Source organism: Curtobacterium sp. A7_M15, assembly GCF_030705415.1.
Lineage (GTDB): Bacteria > Actinomycetota > Actinomycetes > Actinomycetales > Microbacteriaceae > Curtobacterium.
In genome coordinates this window covers 1-15,899 of sequence record NZ_JAUZED010000082.1, presented here as the reverse complement: position 1 = coordinate 15,899, position 15,899 = coordinate 1, and the positions used below count along the sequence as shown (strand labels likewise).

Below are 15,899 nucleotides of genomic sequence, written 5' to 3'. Positions count from 1 at the left end.
GCGGTGAGGGTGAACGTGACGTCCTCGTGGCCCTCAGCCTTGACCGTCCGGGTGAAGGTGTCCGACGTGATCGCAGCCCCCGTGGTGTACGACCAGGCACCGTCCTTGCCCGCCGTGACCTGCATCAGGTACTTCGCACCCTGGTACACCTTCACGACCGCACCGGGCTTCGCCGTACCCTCGATCAGCTGCTTCTCACCCTTCACGAAGTCCTTCGTCGCCACCGTCAACGCCGGCGCGACGTCGGCTGCGCCCGGAGCGAGCACGTGCCCCGCGAAACGCGTGTCGTACGAGAACGAGACCTGCGTGTTGCCGTGTTCGTCGACGGCGATCGCTTCATCAGCCGGAACCGTCACCTCGAAGCCGCCGCCTGCTCCGACCCGGGTCGTGCGCGTCTCCCCCTTCGCGGTCCAGTAGTACAGGGGCGCTCCGCTGATCGCACCGCTGACGGTGCCACGGACCGCGAACGCTTCACCGGGGACGTAGGTGTCTCGGGTCGAGTAGTCGACGACGAGCCGGTCCCCTCCGACGATGAAGTAGCCGTACGAGTCGGCGGCCGACGTCTTCCCCTCGTACTCCTGCACGACGCTCAGTCGGTTCCTCCCCGGCTGCAGCTCGACGGTCACGCGCGCGACGCCGCTCGCGTCAGCCACGGCTGTCGTCGTCACACCGTTGACCGTGGCCCGCACGGTTGCGCCGGACTGCGCGCGGTACGGGATCGTCTGCTCGTGCTGACCCCGGAGCACCGACCGCACCATCGCATCGATCTGATGGCTGGCGAGCACGTCCAGCGGCTCCCCGAGCACGACGACATGCGCGTCGAGGAAGGCGGTGTACTCGCCGTTCTCGTCGAGGTTCGCGGAGATGCTGACCTTGCCGGGGCGCGCCACCCGGGTCGACGCCACCGACCAGATCCCTTCGTGGTCCGCCGTCGCCTGGACGGTCTCGGTCGGGAGTTCGACCTGGACCGGGCTGAACGCGTTCGCCGTCCCGGTGATCTCGGCTCGTTCCCCCTCGAGGATCGTGAGTCCGCCCGTGATGGTCAGCCCCCGTTCGACGGTCGCGGAGTCGTCGGCCGCGTGGAACGTGCGTGGCTCCCGCTCGTCGCCGGCCGAGACGGTGACGTCGTACGAGTCCTGCGTCGCGCCGTCGGGGTGCGTCGTCAGCGGGGCGTCTGCGGCGGCCGCCGGTGCAGCGGATGCCGCGACCGACGTGAGTCCGACGGAGCCGGCGACGAGCGCCATGCCGAGGAAACCGGCTGCGCAGGATCGGAGGAGCTGAGGAAGCGTGAACACGTGGTTCCTTTCGTGATGGGAACCACATACTGACATGTTGTATTTGCATATGCTCTGGAGAAGCCCGCAGCCGCCACGGTCAGGGTGCGAGCAAGCCCGCCGCGCGCAGGTCGTCCCAGAGCGCCTCGGGCACACCGGCGCCCTCGCGCGCAGCGTTCTGCCGCACCTGCTCGGCCGACTGGGCACCGAGCGCGATCGTCCGGACCGCCGCGGCACGCCGGGGGAACGCGAGCGCGGCCTCGGGCAGGGTGACACCGTGTCGTTCGCAGACGTCGGCGATCGCGTTCGCCCGTTCGACCAAGGACGCCGGCGCCACCGCGTAGTCGTACGTCGCCGAGGCGTCCGGCCGCTCCCGCCCGAGCAGCCCCGAGTTGTAGACGCCGCCCGCCACGACGGCGACGCCGAGCTCACCGCACCGCGCGACCAACGCCGCCGCCGGTTGTTCGAGCAGCGTGTACCGCCCGGCGAGCATGACCACGTCGCACATCCCGGTCTCGACGGCAGCGGACAACGCCGCGACGGAGTTCGACCCGACGCCCACCGCCCGCACCACGCCCTCGTCCCGGAGCTCGACGAGCGTCGGCAGCGCCTGGGTCAGTCCGTCCCGCAGCGAGTACACGTCCGGGTCGTGCAGGTAGGCGATGTCCACGTGGTCGAGCCCGAGCCGATCGAGGGACTCGTCGAGGGACCGCCGCACACCCGACGGCGACGGATCCCACTGCCGGACCAGGTCGTCCGGCACCGCGAAGCCACCGGAGGCCAGGTCGTCGCCGTCACCGCGCCCGGGCACGAGCAGCCGCCCGACCTTCGTCGACACCAGGTAGTCGGACCTCGGCCGCTCGGCGAGTGCCGCCCCGAGTCGCCGTTCGGACAACCCGAGCCCGTAGTGCGGCGCGGTGTCGAACCCGCGGACCCCGACGTCCCACGCGGCGTCGACCGTCGCCCTGGCGTCGTCGTCGGACACTTCGTGCAGGAGGTTGCCGATGCCCGCGCCGCCGAACCAGAACGGCCCGCGGTCGAGGTCCGGGGCGCTCACGCGTCCACCTGGTCCGCGAGCGACCACACCCGGGGCAGCCCGTCGTCGCTGCCGGAGTAGTCGTCGTCGGCCTCGAGCAACGGGTTCACCACGGCCTGCCACTCGGCGTTCACGGGGTCGTCTGCGAGCGCCTTCCGCATCGCCCGGTAGTCCTCGACCTCGACGAGGTGCACCAGGTCCTGGCCGTCCCGCCAGATCGTCCAGTCCCGGACGCCGGCCCGGCGCAGTCGTGCCGCCAGCTCGGGCGGGACCGAGGCGTGCACGCGTTCGTACGCCGCCTCGCTCCCCGCCCGCAGCCGGGTCCTCGTCAGGATGCGCTGCATCAGTCGCGCAGGAAGAGCTCGACCACGGGCACCGCCACGTCCGGCCGGACGATCGGCAGGGTGAGCGTCAGCGTCCCCGCGGGCTGTCCCCCGAGGCCGGTGTTCTGCGCCCGGGTCCCCGGCGGGATCTCGCGGTAGTGGATCTCGGACGCGTCGTTCAGCAGCTGGGCGTACTCGACCCGGCCGGCGAGGTCGGCGAGGTGCACGTGCTCGAACGGCCACGTGAACAGGTGCAGGTACAACCGGTTCCCGTTCTGCGTGTAGACCGTCCCGGCCGGCGCCCGGAACGACGACGGCCCGGCGCCGTACACCGACCGCGCGTGCCGGTGCATCCAGTCCCCGATCCCGGCGAGCGCCGACCGGGCGACCCCGTCGAACTCACCGCGACCGGTCGGCCCGACGTTGAGGAGCATGTTCCCGTTGTTCGACACCCCGTCGACGAGCATGCGCACGAGCAGGTCGGTGCTCTTGACGTTGAGGTTGTCGCGGTCGTAGCCCCACGAGCCGTTCAGGGTCTGGCAGGCCTCCCACGGAACCGGCACGCCGTCGACCTCCATCGGCTTGTCCGGCTGGTACTGCTCCGGCGTCACGATGTCCCCGGGGATGTCGAGGCGGTCGTTGACGATGATGCCGGGCTGCAGCCGCTTGGTGAGTTCGAGCAGTTCCGCGGATCCCCAGTCGTCGCGGCCCTTGCCGCCCCAGACGTCCTCGTGGTCGTTGTCCCGGTACGAGAAGTCGTAGAACAGGTAGTCGATCCGCCCGTAGTCCGACAGCAGCTCCGTCACCTGTCCGTGCAGGTAGTCCCGGTAGCGCGCCATGTCACGGCCCTCGTTCAGCGCCGCGATCGCCTCGTCGCCGTCGTCGCGGCGCGGGTGCAGGCCGTCGATCGTGAAGTCCGGGTGGTGCCAGTCGATGAGCGAGTGGTAGAAGCCGACCCGTAACCCCTCGGCGCGGACGGCGTCGACGAACTCGCGCACGATGTCCCGGCCGAACCGGGTGTTCGTGGACTTGTAGTCGGTGAGCGCGGAGTCCCAGAGCGCGAAGCCCTCGTGGTGCTTCGTGGTGAGGACGACGTACTTCATCCCGGCCTCACGGGCCCGTCGCGCCCAGTCGGCGGCGTCGAACAGGTCCGGGTCGAAGTGGTCGAAGTACTTCTGGTAGTCGGCGTCGGTGATGCGTTCGCGGTTCTTCACCCACTCGTGCCGCGCGGGCAGGGCGTAGAGCCCCCAGTGGATGAACATGCCGAACCGGTCGTGGGTGAACCACGCGGGCAGACCACTCGCGTCGGTCTCGGTCTGCGGCTCTGCAGGTGCGGTGATGGTCATGTGGGCCAGTTTCCTTCCAGGGGACGAAGCAGGGACGAAGAGGGACGAAGAGGGACGAACGGGAGGCGCGGCGCGCCTGGTCGGGATCGGCTACCGGCCGCCGAGACCGGAGGTGACGATGCCCTTGACGAGGTGCTTCTGCAGCAGGACCAGCAGGACCACGGTCGGCAGCATCGAGATCACGGACGCGGCCATCACGAGGTTCCACTCGGACCCCTGCTGCCCGAAGAACTGCTGCAGGCCGAGCGGGATCGTGCCGTGGGCCTCGACGTCGTTGACGACGACGAGGGGCCAGAGGAACGAGTTCCAGTACGAGATGAACGAGAACACGGCGAGCACCGCCATGGTCGGTCGGGCGAGCGGCAGCATCACCGAGAAGAAGGTGCGGATCGCGCCGGCGCCGTCGACGCGTGCTGCGTCGTCCAGTTCCTGCGGCACGGTGAGGAAGAACTGCCGGATGAGGAACGCGCCGAGGGCCGTGAACGCCCACGGGACGATGAGCGCCTGGAAGGTGTCGACCCACCCGAAGCCCTGCATCATGACGTACATCGGGATGACGAGGACGTCCTGCGGGATCATCAGCGTCACGAGGAAGAGCAGGAACACGGTGTTCCGGCCACGCCACCGCAGCCGGGAGAACGCGTAGCCCGAGAGCACGGCCACGACGACGTTGATCGCGGTGCCGGCGGCCGCCACGACGACCCCGTTCAGGATGAAGCGGGCGAACGGCAGGTAGGTGAACGCCTGGACGTAGTTGTCCCACTCGAGCGACCGTCCCCACAGCGTCGGCGGCGTGGTGAACACCTGGTCGGCCGGCTTGAGGCTCGTCGCCACCATGTAGACGAGCGGCGACACGAAGAGCAGCGCGACGAGGCACAGGAGCGCGTAGCCGATCGCGTGGCGGATCCGTCCGGGCCGCGGTGCCGAGGCCGTCCGGGGCACGGAGCGGGGGTTGACCGTGCGGTTGGACGTCGTGAACCCGCTCGTGCGGGTCCTGGTCAGCTCACTCATAGTGCACCCACCGCTTCTGCCCGAGGAACTGGACGGCCGTGATCCCGAGGATGATGACGAACAGCACCCAGGCGCCGGCGGACGCCAGCCCGAGCTGCTGGTTCTGGAAGCCCGTGTTGTAGATGTACTGCACGAGGGTCTCCGTGGCCGTGCCGGGTCCGCCCTTGGTGAGGACGAACGGCTGCACGAACACCTGGAACGACGTGATGAGGGTCATCATCGTTGCGAAGAACACCGAGGGCGAGATCAGCGGGAACTTGATCGCCCAGAACGTCTGCCAGGCATTCGCGCCGTCGAGCTGCGATGCCTCGATCTGGTTCTCGGGCACGGCGTCGAGGGCGGCCGAGAAGATCAGCATGTTGTACCCGAAGCCCTGCCAGACGCTCATCGCGACGATCGCGAGCATCGCCCAGTGCTCGTCGGCGAGGAAGTTCGGCGCGCCCACCCCGACGGTCGACCGCAGGCTCGCGTCGATCGCGCCGCCCGGCTGGTAGAGCATCCGCCAGACCACGACGTTCGCCACGATCGGCGTGATGGTCGGGATGAAGAACAGGACGCGGAAGACGTGCCGACCGGCGATCCGCGGTGTCAGCCACGCGGCGAGCCCGAGCGACACGACGAGGTTGAGCGGCACGTACAGCACGACGAACAGGGCGGTGTTGAGCGTCACCGTCCGGAACACCGGGTCGGAGAACAGCCGGGCGTAGTTCTCGATGCCGGCCCAACTGCGTTCGCCGAGCATCGGCCAGTTCATGAAGCTGACGACGAGGGAGGCGATGATCGGGAACGCCGTGAAGACGACCAGTCCGATCGAGTGCGGCGCGGCGAAGGCGGCGCCCCACCACGAGCGTCGGCCGACGACGCCTGCGGCGTCATCCTTCCGGCGGGGTGCCGCCGGGCCGGTGGCGACCGCGGCGGCAGCTGCGGGCACCGCCGGTGCCGGTGGGTCCTGGATGGTGGTCATGCGACGACCTCCTCGTCGTTCGCGCGGTCCTGGGGCTGAAGTGGTGCCGGACGGGAGGCGCGGGGCGGGGTCGACCCGCGCCTCCAGTCCGTCAGTCGGTCGCGTCGGTCACTGCGTGCCGAGTTGGCCGGCGATCGAGGACATCGTGTCCTTGCCGGAGGTCTGCCCGTTGATCGCCTGGAGCGCGTACTGCGTGAAGAGCTGTCCCAGCTGGTCGCTCTGCTTGTTGCCCGGGAGCGGCGAGGACTTGGCGAGCGCCGCCTTGAGCGCGGTCTCGGCGCCGTCGATGCCGGCGCTGGAGTACCACGCACCCTGGGCCGCGGTGCGGGCCGGGAAGGCACGACCCTGCTCGGCGAGCGACGTGAGCACCTTCTCGCCCGTCATCGTCTGGACGGCCTTGAACGCCTGCTCCGGGTACTTGCACTGCTTCGAGACGCCGAAGCCGGAACCGGCGGCGAAGGTCGACGGCCCGGAGGTCCCGGACGGCAGCGTCGTGACGCCGAGGTCGAACTGGACCTTCGCCTTCTGACTGATCAACGACCACGGACCGTCCGTGTACATCGCGACCTTGCCGGCCGCGAAGTCATTGCCGGGGGTCGAGGTGTCCGACGAGGCCTGGGTCGCGTAGCCCTTCTTCACCAGGCTCGCGAGCCAGTCCAGGCCGTCCGCGAACTTGGTGTCCGTCGCGTCGATCTTCCCGGACTCGGTGATCACCCGGCCGCCGTTGTAGCCGTAGATCATCGACTCGAGGTTGAGGTCGCCGACCGTCGAGCCGAACTCGGTGATGCCCTTCGCCCTGAGGGCTTCGCCCGCCTGCTCGAAGTCGTCCGTGGTCCACCCGGGCTCGGGGTCCGCGACACCGGCCTTCTTGAACAGGTCCTTGTTGTAGAACATCAGGATGGGCCCGGTGTCGTACGGCAACCCGTAGAGCTTGCCGTCGACCTTCATCCCGTCGAGGGCGGTGCTGTCGTACGCGGACAGGTCGAGGCCGTCCTGCTTGGCCAGGTCGTCGAGCGGCAGGAGCGACGAGGTGTAGTTCGCCGCGCGCAGCGACTGCATGCTCACGATGCACTGGGCGCTGCCGGCGCTGAGCTGCGTGCTGAGCTTCGTGAAGTAGTTCTCGAAGGGGGCGCCCTGGATGGTGAGGGTGATGCCGTCCTCGCTCTTCACGGTGTCGGCGACCTTCTGCCAGGCGGCCTTGTCCTCCTTCCCGGCGATCCACATGGACCAGGTCATGGCGTCCTTCGACTGGCTCCCACCGGCACTGCTGCCGGAGGAACAACCAGCCAGGACGAGCGCGGTGGCGGCGGCTGCCGCCAGCCCCGCGACGATTCGGCGTCGGTGCATCGGAGTCTCCACTTCGTCGTGGTGATCAGGGTGGGGAGGGAACGATCGGGAAGCAGTGGCGCGTCAGGCGACGCGGACGGCGTCGGGGACGCTCGTCTCGACGGCGGCCCAGACCGGGCCGTCCGGGAAGGTGTAGTCGTCGAGCGTGTCGGCGTGCATCTCGGTACCGGCGCCGGGAGCGGTGGGGGGCCAGTACCGGCCGTCGTGCACGTCCACCGGCGTCACGAAGTGCTCGTGCAGGTGGTCGACAAACTCGATGCAGCGGGTGTCGAGGTCCCCGGTGAGCGCGACGGCGTCGAACATCGAGAGGTGCTGCACTGCCTCGCACAGGCCGACCCCGCCGGCGTGCGGGCACACGCGGACGCCGTACTTGGCGGCGAGGAGCACGATCGCGAGGTTCTCGTTCACCCCGGCGACCCGCGTCGCGTCGATCTGCAGCACCGACATGGCGTCCGCCTGGATCAGCTGCTTCGCGACCACCCGGTTCGCCATGTGCTCCCCCGTCGCCACCGGGACCGGTGCGATGCGTCGGGCGATCTCGGCGTGCCCGAGGACGTCGTCGGGGCTCGTGGGCTCCTCGACCCACGCGATGTCGAAGGGACGCAGCAGCTCGATCCACGTGACCGCCTCGTCGACGTCCCAGCGCTGGTTGGCGTCGATCGCGATCCGGATGTCGGGACCCACGACGTCCCGGGCGATCCCGAGACGTCGGACGTCCTCGTCGACATCGCCACCGACCTTGAGCTTGATCTGGGCGAAGCCCTCGTCGACGGCCTCGCGGCAGAGGCGGGCGAGCTTCTCGTCGTCGTAGCCGAGCCAGCCGGGGGTGGTCGTGTACGCCGGGTAGCCCTCGCGCTCGAGACGGCGTCGGCGCTCGGCACGGAGCGGCACCGCGGCTTCGAACAGCTGCCGTGCCTCACTCGGGGTGATGGCGTCGGACAGGTACCGGAAGTCCACCAGGTCGACGAGCTCGTCCGGGCTGAGGTCGGCGAGCAGCGCCCAGAGCGGCTGCCCGGCGCGCTTCGCCCGCAGGTCCCAGAGGGCGTTCACCACGGCACCGATCGCCATGTGCATGACGCCCTTCTCGGGGCCGAGCCAGCGGAGTTGCGAGTCGTGCACGAGCGAGCGCCACGTCCCACCCATGTCCGCGAGGACCGCTTCGGCGTCCGCGCCGACGACGTGCTCGCGGAGGGCGGCGATCGCCGCTTCCTGCACCTCGTTGCCGCGGCCGATCGTGAAGACGAAGGCGGTGCCGACGAGGCCGTCCAGCGCGTCGGTCGTGATCTCGACGTAGGCGGCGGAGTAGTCGGGCGCCGGGTTCATGGCGTCGGATCCGTCGTGCTCCCGCGAGGTCGGGAACCGGACGTCGCGGACGCGCAGACCGGTGATGCGGCTCATCGTGTCTCCTACCCGTCCGGTCTCCGTCGACCGAACGAACTCATCGAAACATCGGATGTCTCCGCTGTCAAGAGGGAAATTCGCGGCACTTCAGCCGCAGAGCGCGGCGAGTGGTCGGATGACAGACAGGAGGCGCGGTGCGGGTCGGACCCGCGCCGCGCCTCCTGGACCTGGTCGCGCTGCTCAGACGGCGGCGAGCCGCCCCATCTCCGCGACCACGCCGCGGAGCCGGTCCGCCAGCTCGTCGCGGGACGCAACCGAGGACCGGTGCGCGACCTCGATGACGGCCGCCATGACCAGCGTGACGGCGGTCCGCGCGGCCTCGGTGCCGGTGCGTTCGGCGGCGACCTCGACGATCGCCGACCGGGCCTCCGCCATCCACTGCAGCATCGTCGGGACCATCTCGGGCCGAGCCTGCACGAGCGACTTCATCCGGCGACGGTCCTCGGGCAGGTTGACCGTCTGCGCGACGAGGTCGCAGAGGTCGGACACGAGCGTGCCCGCACCGACGAGGAAGGTCGCACGGGCGGAGTCCGGGACGGTGGTCGCGGGCAGGCCGAGTGCGGCGTTGCCCTTCGACGGGAAGTAGTTGAAGAAGGTTCGGGGCGAGACCCCGGCGGCGGCGCAGATCTCCTCGACGGTGACGCCGGCGAGCCCGCGCTCGGTGACCAGGTCGAGCGCGGCGCGGTGGATGGCGGCCCGGGTCTGCTGCTTCTTGCGCTCGCGGAGGCCGCTGTCCGCCGCCGGATGGGTCTCGATGGTGCTCACTGCTGCTCCTGGTGCGGGTCGGGGCCTCCCGTCCGGTGACGGGAGGCCCCGGGGCCCGCTGCTAGACGCGGTCCCGCTGGACCGGGATCGAACCGGTGACGGGAGCGGTCGGCGAGCCCATGGCGTCGGCGGCCTTCACCGCCTGGGCCTCGAGGTCGTCGGCCGTCCCCTCGTTGTCCGCCTGTTCCTGCAGGGCCGAGCTCTTGCGGAGCGGCGGCGCCTTGAAGAACCAGCTCAGGACGAAGGCGAGCAGGATGACCGCGAAGCCGACCCAGTAGACCGTGACGGCCGAGGCGTTGAACCCCGTCATGAACGGTCGGGTGAGCGCCGCGTCGGCACCGTTCAGGTAGGACGTGTCGCTCGTCTCGCTGCTCGACGACCCTTCGTCACTCGCACCCTTGTCGATCTGCTTCGACAGGGTCGGGGCGAGTTCGTCCACCCAGTACGTCCGCTGGACCCGGTCGGACCAGTCGACGACGAGCTTGCCGTCCTGCACGGACGCGTGGGCCTTGTCGGCGGCGGCGGTGAGCGCCTGCTGCTGCACGGCCTCCGGTGCGCCGGCCGTCGCCTGGGTCACCTGCGCGGTGGCCTGGTCGAGCCCGGACTGGACCTGCTGCTTGATCGGAGTGACGATCGGGTTCCAGATCTGGTCCATCACGCCCTGGTTCGCCTTCGCCGTGGCGACCGTCGGGTTCAGTGCGGCGTCGAGCGCACCACTCAGGTTCTTCTGGTCGGCGGTGGCGTGCAGGATGTTCGTCGGCATGATCGAGAACAAGACGCTCAGGAGCACGGCCGTGCCGAGCGTCCCGCCGATCTGACGGAAGAACGTCGCCGAGCTCGTCGCCACACCCATGTCACGCGGCTGGACCGAGTTCTGCGAGGCGAGGGTGATGCTCTGCATGAGCTGTCCGAGCCCGAGGCCGATCAGGAACATGCCGATCATCAGGAACCAGAGCGGCTTGTCGATCGTCATGAACGTCAGGACGACGTAGCCGAGCGAGACGAGCGCGGTGCCGATCACCGGGAAAATCCGGTACTTGCCGGTGCGGGCCACGATCTGACCCGAGGCGATCGAGGCGATCATGAGGCCGCCGATCATCGGCAGGGTCGCGAAGCCCGACTCGGTCGGGGTCAGGCCGGTGACGATCTGCAGGTACAGCGGGATGGTCAGCATGGCGCCGAACATCGCGAAGCCCACGAGGAACCCGAGGACCGTGGCCATCGAGAACACGCCGGAGCGGAAGAGCTTCAGCGGGATGATCGCGTCGTCCTTCATGAGCGTCTCGACGACGAGGAAGGCGACCAGGCCGAGGGCACCGATGACGTAGCAGGCGATCGCGCCGGCCGATCCCCAGCCCCACGTGCGGCCCTGTTCGGCCACGAGCAGGAGCGGCACGAGCGTCACGATGACCGAGGTCGCACCCCACCAGTCGATGCGCGGCTTGATCTTGGCGTCGCCGAACTTCGGCAGGTGCAGGAACGCGATGACCATGAGCAGCGCGGCCACACCGATCGGGACGTTGATCAGGAAGACCCAGCGCCAGCCGGTGATGCCGAGGATCGTCGACGCACCGGAGAAGAGGCCGCCGATGAGCGGGCCGATCACCGAGGAGATGCCGAAGACGGCCAGGAAGTAGCCCTGGTACTTCGCGCGCTCGCGGGGAGCGAGGATGTCGCCCATGATCGCCAGCGGCAGCGACATCAGCGCACCCGCACCGATGCCCTGGAAGGCACGGAACGCGGCGAGCATGATCATCGACGTCGACATCGTCGAGAGCAGCGAACCGAGGATGAAGACCGCGATGCCGAAGATGTAGAGCGGTCGGCGGCCGAAGACGTCGGAGAGCTTGCCGTAGATCGGCGTGGTGATGGTCGACGCGATCAGGTACGCCGTGGTGACCCAGGCCTGCTGGTCGAGTCCGTGCAGGTCGTCACCGATGGTGCGGATGGCCGTGCCGACGATGGTCTGGTCGAGCGAGGACAGGAACATGCCGGCCATGAGGCCGTAGATGACGAGGAGGATCTGGCGGTGCGACATGATCGGCTTCCCCGGCTGGTCGGCCGGTGCGCTCTGTCGTCCGCGCGACACCTCGACGGGTGCGGTGGCAGTGGACATTGGGATCCTTCGGGGTGCGTGTGGTGGTCGTGGTCGCGAGGGACGCCGGAGCGCCGAGGACGGCGGGTCAACCTTGCAGACGCTGCAACTTTACACCACGAGCACGTTTGCTGCCACCGCAATGTTTCCGAGGGTGCATGTTTCGTGAACACTCCCTCAGGTAGGGTCGGGGCGCATGGGGCGGACGACGTGGAGCGAGGTGCCGGCCGGCCTTCGGGACCGGATCGAAGCAGTGCTCGGCAGCGTGGTGACCCACGCCGAGTCACAGGCGGGCGGCTACTCTCCCGGCGGGGCCGACCGGGTGGTCACCGACGCCGGCCGACGGGCGTTCGTGAAGACGCTCTCACGCTCGCGCAACCCCGACGGATTCGGGATGCACGAGCGTGAGGCCGAGGTCATGGCTCACCTGCCCGACTCGGTGCAGGCGCCTCGACTGATCGACACCCTGCGGGAGACCGTCGACGGGGACGACTGGATCGCCCTGGTGATCGAGGACGTGGACGGCCGACACCCGGGGACCGCCGGCGACGGGTCCGACGTCCGAGCGGTGCTCGACGCCCTCGACACACTCCCGCCCGCGACGGGGACGCTCGCCGGACTCCCCCGGGTCGCCGACGACCTCGCCGAGGAGTTCGGCGCCTGGGACCGGATGGCGGCCGATGGCTTCCCCGACGTCGTCCCGGCGTACGTGGTGGACGCTGCTCCCGCGTTCGCAGAGGCAGCGCGGGGCGCCGCGTCCGTCACCGACGGGGACTCCCTGGCGCACGTCGACTGCCGCGCGGACAACCTGCTCGTCGACGCCGACGGCACGGTCTGGGTCATCGACTGGCCCTGGGCGTCGGTCGGGGCGCACTGGCTCGACCCGCTCACCTACCTGCTGGACGTGCTGGTGCGAGGCGAGGACGCCGACGTCGAGCACCACCTCGCCACCCACCGGGTGTTCACCGGGGTGCCGGCGACGAGCGTGGACGCGGTGCTCGCCGGACTGGCCGGGACGTTCTTCGAGAAGGCGTCCCGTCCGCCGATCCCGCACATGCCGACGCTCCGCGACTTCCAGCGGGACGAGGCACTGGCGGCGGCCGACTGGCTGTTGCGACGCTGGCAGGGCTGATCGAGCGCGTACCCCGCTGTCCAGGAACCGCGCCGCCCGGGCGCGTACGGTCCCGTGCATGAATGACGAGCACGAAGGCCAGCGTCCGGAAGACGACGCCGCGCGGCTCGGACTCGTCGTCGTCGGTGAGGCAGCGGCGCTGCACTCGGCCGACGACGCAGCCCTGGACGCGAGCGAACGGAACATCCGCGACACCGTCGACGAGATGATCGACGAGCCGTTGACCGAGCGGCAGGAGCAGGTGGTCGAACGGCTGGCGTCGGCCGGGGGCACGCTGACGGCGGGCCTCAGCGGCGCGTTGGCGGCGCAGACCGGTCGGAGTGTGGACGAGGTCCTCGAGGGAGCGGCCCGCAGCGTGGTCTGGCAGCAGCGACTGGCGGACCAGCGCCAGGACGAGCGCACCGAGCGGGACGATCACGCCGAGCACGGTGACCACGCCGAGCGCGAGGACGCCGGCGGGCAGCAGCGTGACCGCCGGGACGACGACGGGCGCGACGGGGACTGATCCCCGCCGCGCCCGGTCCGGACGTCGGACCGACTACTCGGCCGCCGCGGACTCCTGTTCCCGCGCGACGGCTCGCGCCGCGGCCTGTCCCGTGGTGGTGCTCTTCACGATGTCGCTCAGCGTGAAGCCGGCCGTCGTCCCGAGCAGTGCGTCGACCTCGCTGAACTGGCTGACCACGCTCTTCGAGAGCGCTCCGGCGCCGTCCGAGGACACCACGGTCAGCTTGTCGATGTTGCCCATCGGTGCCGCGAGCTCGCGGGCGATGCTCGGCAGCGTCTCGATCGCCTTGACCCGCAGGACCGCCTCGGAGTGCTGGGCGAGGGCGTCCGCCTGCGCCTTGGTGGCGTCCGCCTCGGCCTGACCCTTGGCGCGGATCGCATCGGCGGCGGCTTCACCCTCGGCACGCGAGGCGTCGGCGGCGAGCTTGCGTGCCTCGGACTCGGCCTGGGCCTCGACGGCGATCGCCTCGGCCGAGATGCGGCGGGCCTCGGCCTGGGCACGGGCGGTCTCGACCTGGGCGGCAGCGGCCGCCTCGGCCTCGACGCGGGTCTTGCGGGCCTGCGCCTCGGCGACCGCGGAGACCTCGGACTCGAGCTCGGCACGACGGAGTTCGGCACGCTTCTGCGCGGTCAGCTGCTCCTGCTCGACGACGCCCTGCGCAGCACGGGCCTGCGCGAGCGGACCGGCGGCAGCGGCCTCGGCGGAGGCTCGGTCGGCGTCGAGCTGCAGGGCCGCGCGACGGATCGCGAGGGTGTTCTCCGCCTCGGCGATGGCCTGGTCCGCCGTGGCGCGGGCCTCACGCGCTTCGCGGTCGGCCTGGGCCTCGGCGTTCTCGGCCTCCAAGCGGACCCGCGCGCGCTCGGCACGTCCGAGGTCGCTGATGTAGTCGTTGCGGTCCGAGATGCCCTTGATCTCGAACGAGTCGACGTCGAGCCCCTGGCTGTGCAGGGCGTCCTTCGCGACGTCGAGCACAGCGACGGTGAGCTGGTCACGGTTGCGGATGATCGTGGACACGTCGGTCGCACCGATCGAGGCACGGAGCGAACCGGACAGGACCTCGCGCGCGAAGTCGTCGATCTTCTTCTCCTGGCCGAGGAACCGCTGCGCGGCGGCACGGATCGACGCGTCGGCCTCGCCCACCTTGACGAGTGCCACCGCCTCGACGTCGATCGTGACGCCACGGGAGTCCTGCGCGTTCACGTTGATGTCGATCGCGCGCGAGCTCAGCGAGATCTTGGCGACCCGCTCGAAGAACGGCCGGACCAGGACGCCCGCGCCGAGGACGACCTTGATCCCGGACTCGACCGTCTCGGTGCCGTCCGGGTTCTTCACCTTGCGGGAGCGCTTGCCGGTGATGATGAGCGCCTCGTCGGCACCGGCGTTGCGGTAGACGAGCTTCGCGTAGATCAGCACGACGATCGCCAGGACGACGACCCCCACGATGATCAGCGGGACCGCTCCGAGCGCGAACAGGACTTCCATGACTCCCCCTCGTGGACCAGGCCGCAACCTGGATTCCGCATCTGTTGTTCCGTTGGCTCCCATCGTAGGAGAACGCACGGACAGACGGGGAGCGAGGCGCGGGACGGACCCGCACCGCGCCTCCTGGACGGGGTCGCGTCAGCGCCTACGCGCCCGCACGCCACCAGTCGTCGAAGGGCGTCGCCGGGACCTGGCGCTTGTGCTCCGTCGCGCGGTAGCGCGACTCGATCGCCTCGGCGACCTCGACCGGCACGTCGTGCCCCTGCAGGTACGCGTCGATCTCGGCGTACGACAGCCCGAGGTTCGCCTCGTCCGTCTGACCGGGCGTCTCGTCGAGCAGGTCGGCGGTGGGTGCCTTCTCGTAGAGCCGGGCCGGCGCGCCGAGGTGCTCGAGGAGCTGCCGACCCTGGCTCTTCGTCAGGCCGGTGAGCGGGGTGAGGTCGACACCGCCGTCGCCGTACTTCGTGAAGAAGCCGGTCACGGCCTCGGCCGCGTGGTCGGTGCCGACGACGAGCAGTCCGCGCTGCCCGGCGACGGCGTACTGCGCGACCATCCGCATCCGGGCCTTGACGTTGCCCTTCACGAAGTCGCTGAGCTCCACGCCCGAGGCGGCGGTGTCCTGCACCACCCCGTCCACACCGTGCTCGATGTTCACGGTGATGCCGGGGTCGGCGGCGATGAACTGCAGCGCGAGCTGTGCGTCGTCCTCGTCGGCCTGCACGCGGTACGGCATGCGGACGGTGGTGAACTCGGCGGGGTGCCCCTCGGCGCGGAGCGACTCGACCGCGAGCTGCGTCAGACGCCCGGCGAGGGTCGAGTCCTGTCCACCGCTGATCGCGAGCAGGTAGCCATTGGCGCCGGTGGTGAGGAGGTAGTCCCGGAGGAACCCGACGCGACGGGCGATCTCCTGCTCCGGGTCGATGGTCGGCTGGACGTTGAGGTCCGCTGCGATGGCGGCTTGGAGTTCACGCACCATCCCAGTATCCCGCTGCATCCGCCGTGTGCACAGGGTTCAGTGGACTCGATCCGCGCCGACCGGGCGGATGGTGTTGTCGTGGTCGGTCCCGATGGCGCAGGTGCAGACGACGCCGATGGTCTCCTGCGCACGGGTCAGCACGAAGCGTTCGACGTGCGGGGGTCCGACGTGGCGGTCGAGCGGGTGGGTGTCGTGGTCGTGCACGGTGGTCCTCACGTCGCGGGCGGGAACTGGGGTGCCGG

The 15,899-nt window shown here is 70.0% G+C and carries 15 protein-coding genes; 2 read left to right on the top strand and 13 right to left on the bottom strand.

Translation table 11 applies throughout. The features are described 5' to 3' along the window. The 10 genes from Q7F20_RS13765 to Q7F20_RS13720 form a co-directional block, all read right to left on the bottom strand. Positions 1–1,295: hypothetical protein (locus Q7F20_RS13765; RefSeq protein ID WP_305740644.1), on the bottom strand; the 1,295-nt coding region annotated here is incomplete at its 3' end. Positions 1,296–1,374: 79 nt separating this feature from the next. Next, positions 1,375–2,331 (bottom strand): aldo/keto reductase, encoded by a 957-nt coding sequence (locus Q7F20_RS13760; protein WP_305740643.1) that lies wholly within the window; start codon positions 2,329–2,331, stop codon positions 1,375–1,377. Beyond that, the gene (locus Q7F20_RS13755) at positions 2,328–2,654 is read right to left on the bottom strand and encodes an L-rhamnose mutarotase (protein WP_305740642.1); all 327 of its coding nucleotides are present in this window, start codon (positions 2,652–2,654) and stop codon (positions 2,328–2,330) included. Before Q7F20_RS13755 ends, Q7F20_RS13760 begins: the two co-directional genes overlap by 4 nt. Then, positions 2,654–3,979, bottom strand: coding sequence for an alpha-L-fucosidase (locus Q7F20_RS13750; protein WP_305740641.1), 1,326 nt, complete (start codon positions 3,977–3,979; stop codon positions 2,654–2,656). Before Q7F20_RS13750 ends, Q7F20_RS13755 begins: the two co-directional genes overlap by 1 nt. A 90-nt stretch (positions 3,980–4,069) precedes the next feature. Beyond that, on the bottom strand, positions 4,070–4,990 hold the full coding sequence (locus Q7F20_RS13745) for a carbohydrate ABC transporter permease (protein ID WP_305740640.1): 921 nt from the start codon (positions 4,988–4,990) through the stop codon (positions 4,070–4,072). Continuing rightward, entirely contained in the window at positions 4,983–5,954 is a 972-nt protein-coding gene (locus tag Q7F20_RS13740; protein WP_305740639.1) for a carbohydrate ABC transporter permease, read from the bottom strand. Before Q7F20_RS13740 ends, Q7F20_RS13745 begins: the two co-directional genes overlap by 8 nt. 108 nt (positions 5,955–6,062) lie before the next feature. Beyond that, on the bottom strand, positions 6,063–7,301 hold the full coding sequence (locus Q7F20_RS13735) for a sugar ABC transporter substrate-binding protein (RefSeq protein WP_305740638.1): 1,239 nt from the start codon (positions 7,299–7,301) through the stop codon (positions 6,063–6,065). A 63-nt stretch (positions 7,302–7,364) separates the two neighbouring features. Further along, entirely contained in the window at positions 7,365–8,699 is a 1,335-nt protein-coding gene (locus Q7F20_RS13730) for an enolase C-terminal domain-like protein (protein WP_305740637.1), read from the bottom strand. Positions 8,700–8,882: 183 nt separating this feature from the next. Further along, a complete protein-coding gene (locus Q7F20_RS13725; protein ID WP_305740636.1) occupies positions 8,883–9,467 on the bottom strand; it encodes a TetR/AcrR family transcriptional regulator in 585 nt (194 codons plus the stop codon). A 61-nt stretch (positions 9,468–9,528) separates the two neighbouring features. Continuing rightward, positions 9,529–11,583 (bottom strand): MDR family MFS transporter, encoded by a 2,055-nt coding sequence (locus Q7F20_RS13720; protein ID WP_305740635.1) that lies wholly within the window; start codon positions 11,581–11,583, stop codon positions 9,529–9,531. Positions 11,584–11,758: 175 nt separating this feature from the next. Here Q7F20_RS13720 and Q7F20_RS13715 point away from each other — a divergent pair, with 175 nt between their 5' ends. Together Q7F20_RS13715 and Q7F20_RS13710 are read left to right on the top strand one after the other, a co-directional pair. After that, positions 11,759–12,694 carry a phosphotransferase gene (locus Q7F20_RS13715; protein WP_305740634.1) on the top strand — a complete coding sequence of 312 codons (936 nt, stop codon included), beginning with the start codon at positions 11,759–11,761 and terminating at the stop codon, positions 12,692–12,694. 58 nt (positions 12,695–12,752) lie between these two features. Further along, positions 12,753–13,199, top strand: coding sequence for a hypothetical protein (locus Q7F20_RS13710; RefSeq protein WP_305740633.1), 447 nt, complete (start codon positions 12,753–12,755; stop codon positions 13,197–13,199). Positions 13,200–13,232: 33 nt separating this feature from the next. On the opposite strand, the gene Q7F20_RS13705 is transcribed toward Q7F20_RS13710, so the two are convergent. The 3 genes from Q7F20_RS13705 to Q7F20_RS13695 form a co-directional block, all read right to left on the bottom strand. After that, positions 13,233–14,681: an SPFH domain-containing protein gene (locus Q7F20_RS13705; RefSeq protein ID WP_305740632.1), complete on the bottom strand. Its 1,449-nt coding sequence runs from the start codon at positions 14,679–14,681 to the stop codon at positions 13,233–13,235. Between the two features lie 145 nt (positions 14,682–14,826). Then, a complete protein-coding gene (nadE, locus tag Q7F20_RS13700) occupies positions 14,827–15,654 on the bottom strand; it encodes an ammonia-dependent NAD(+) synthetase (protein ID WP_305740645.1) in 828 nt (275 codons plus the stop codon). 39 nt (positions 15,655–15,693) lie between these two features. Continuing rightward, the coding region (locus Q7F20_RS13695) for a hypothetical protein (protein ID WP_305740631.1) at positions 15,694–15,899 on the bottom strand (206 nt) is incomplete at its 5' end.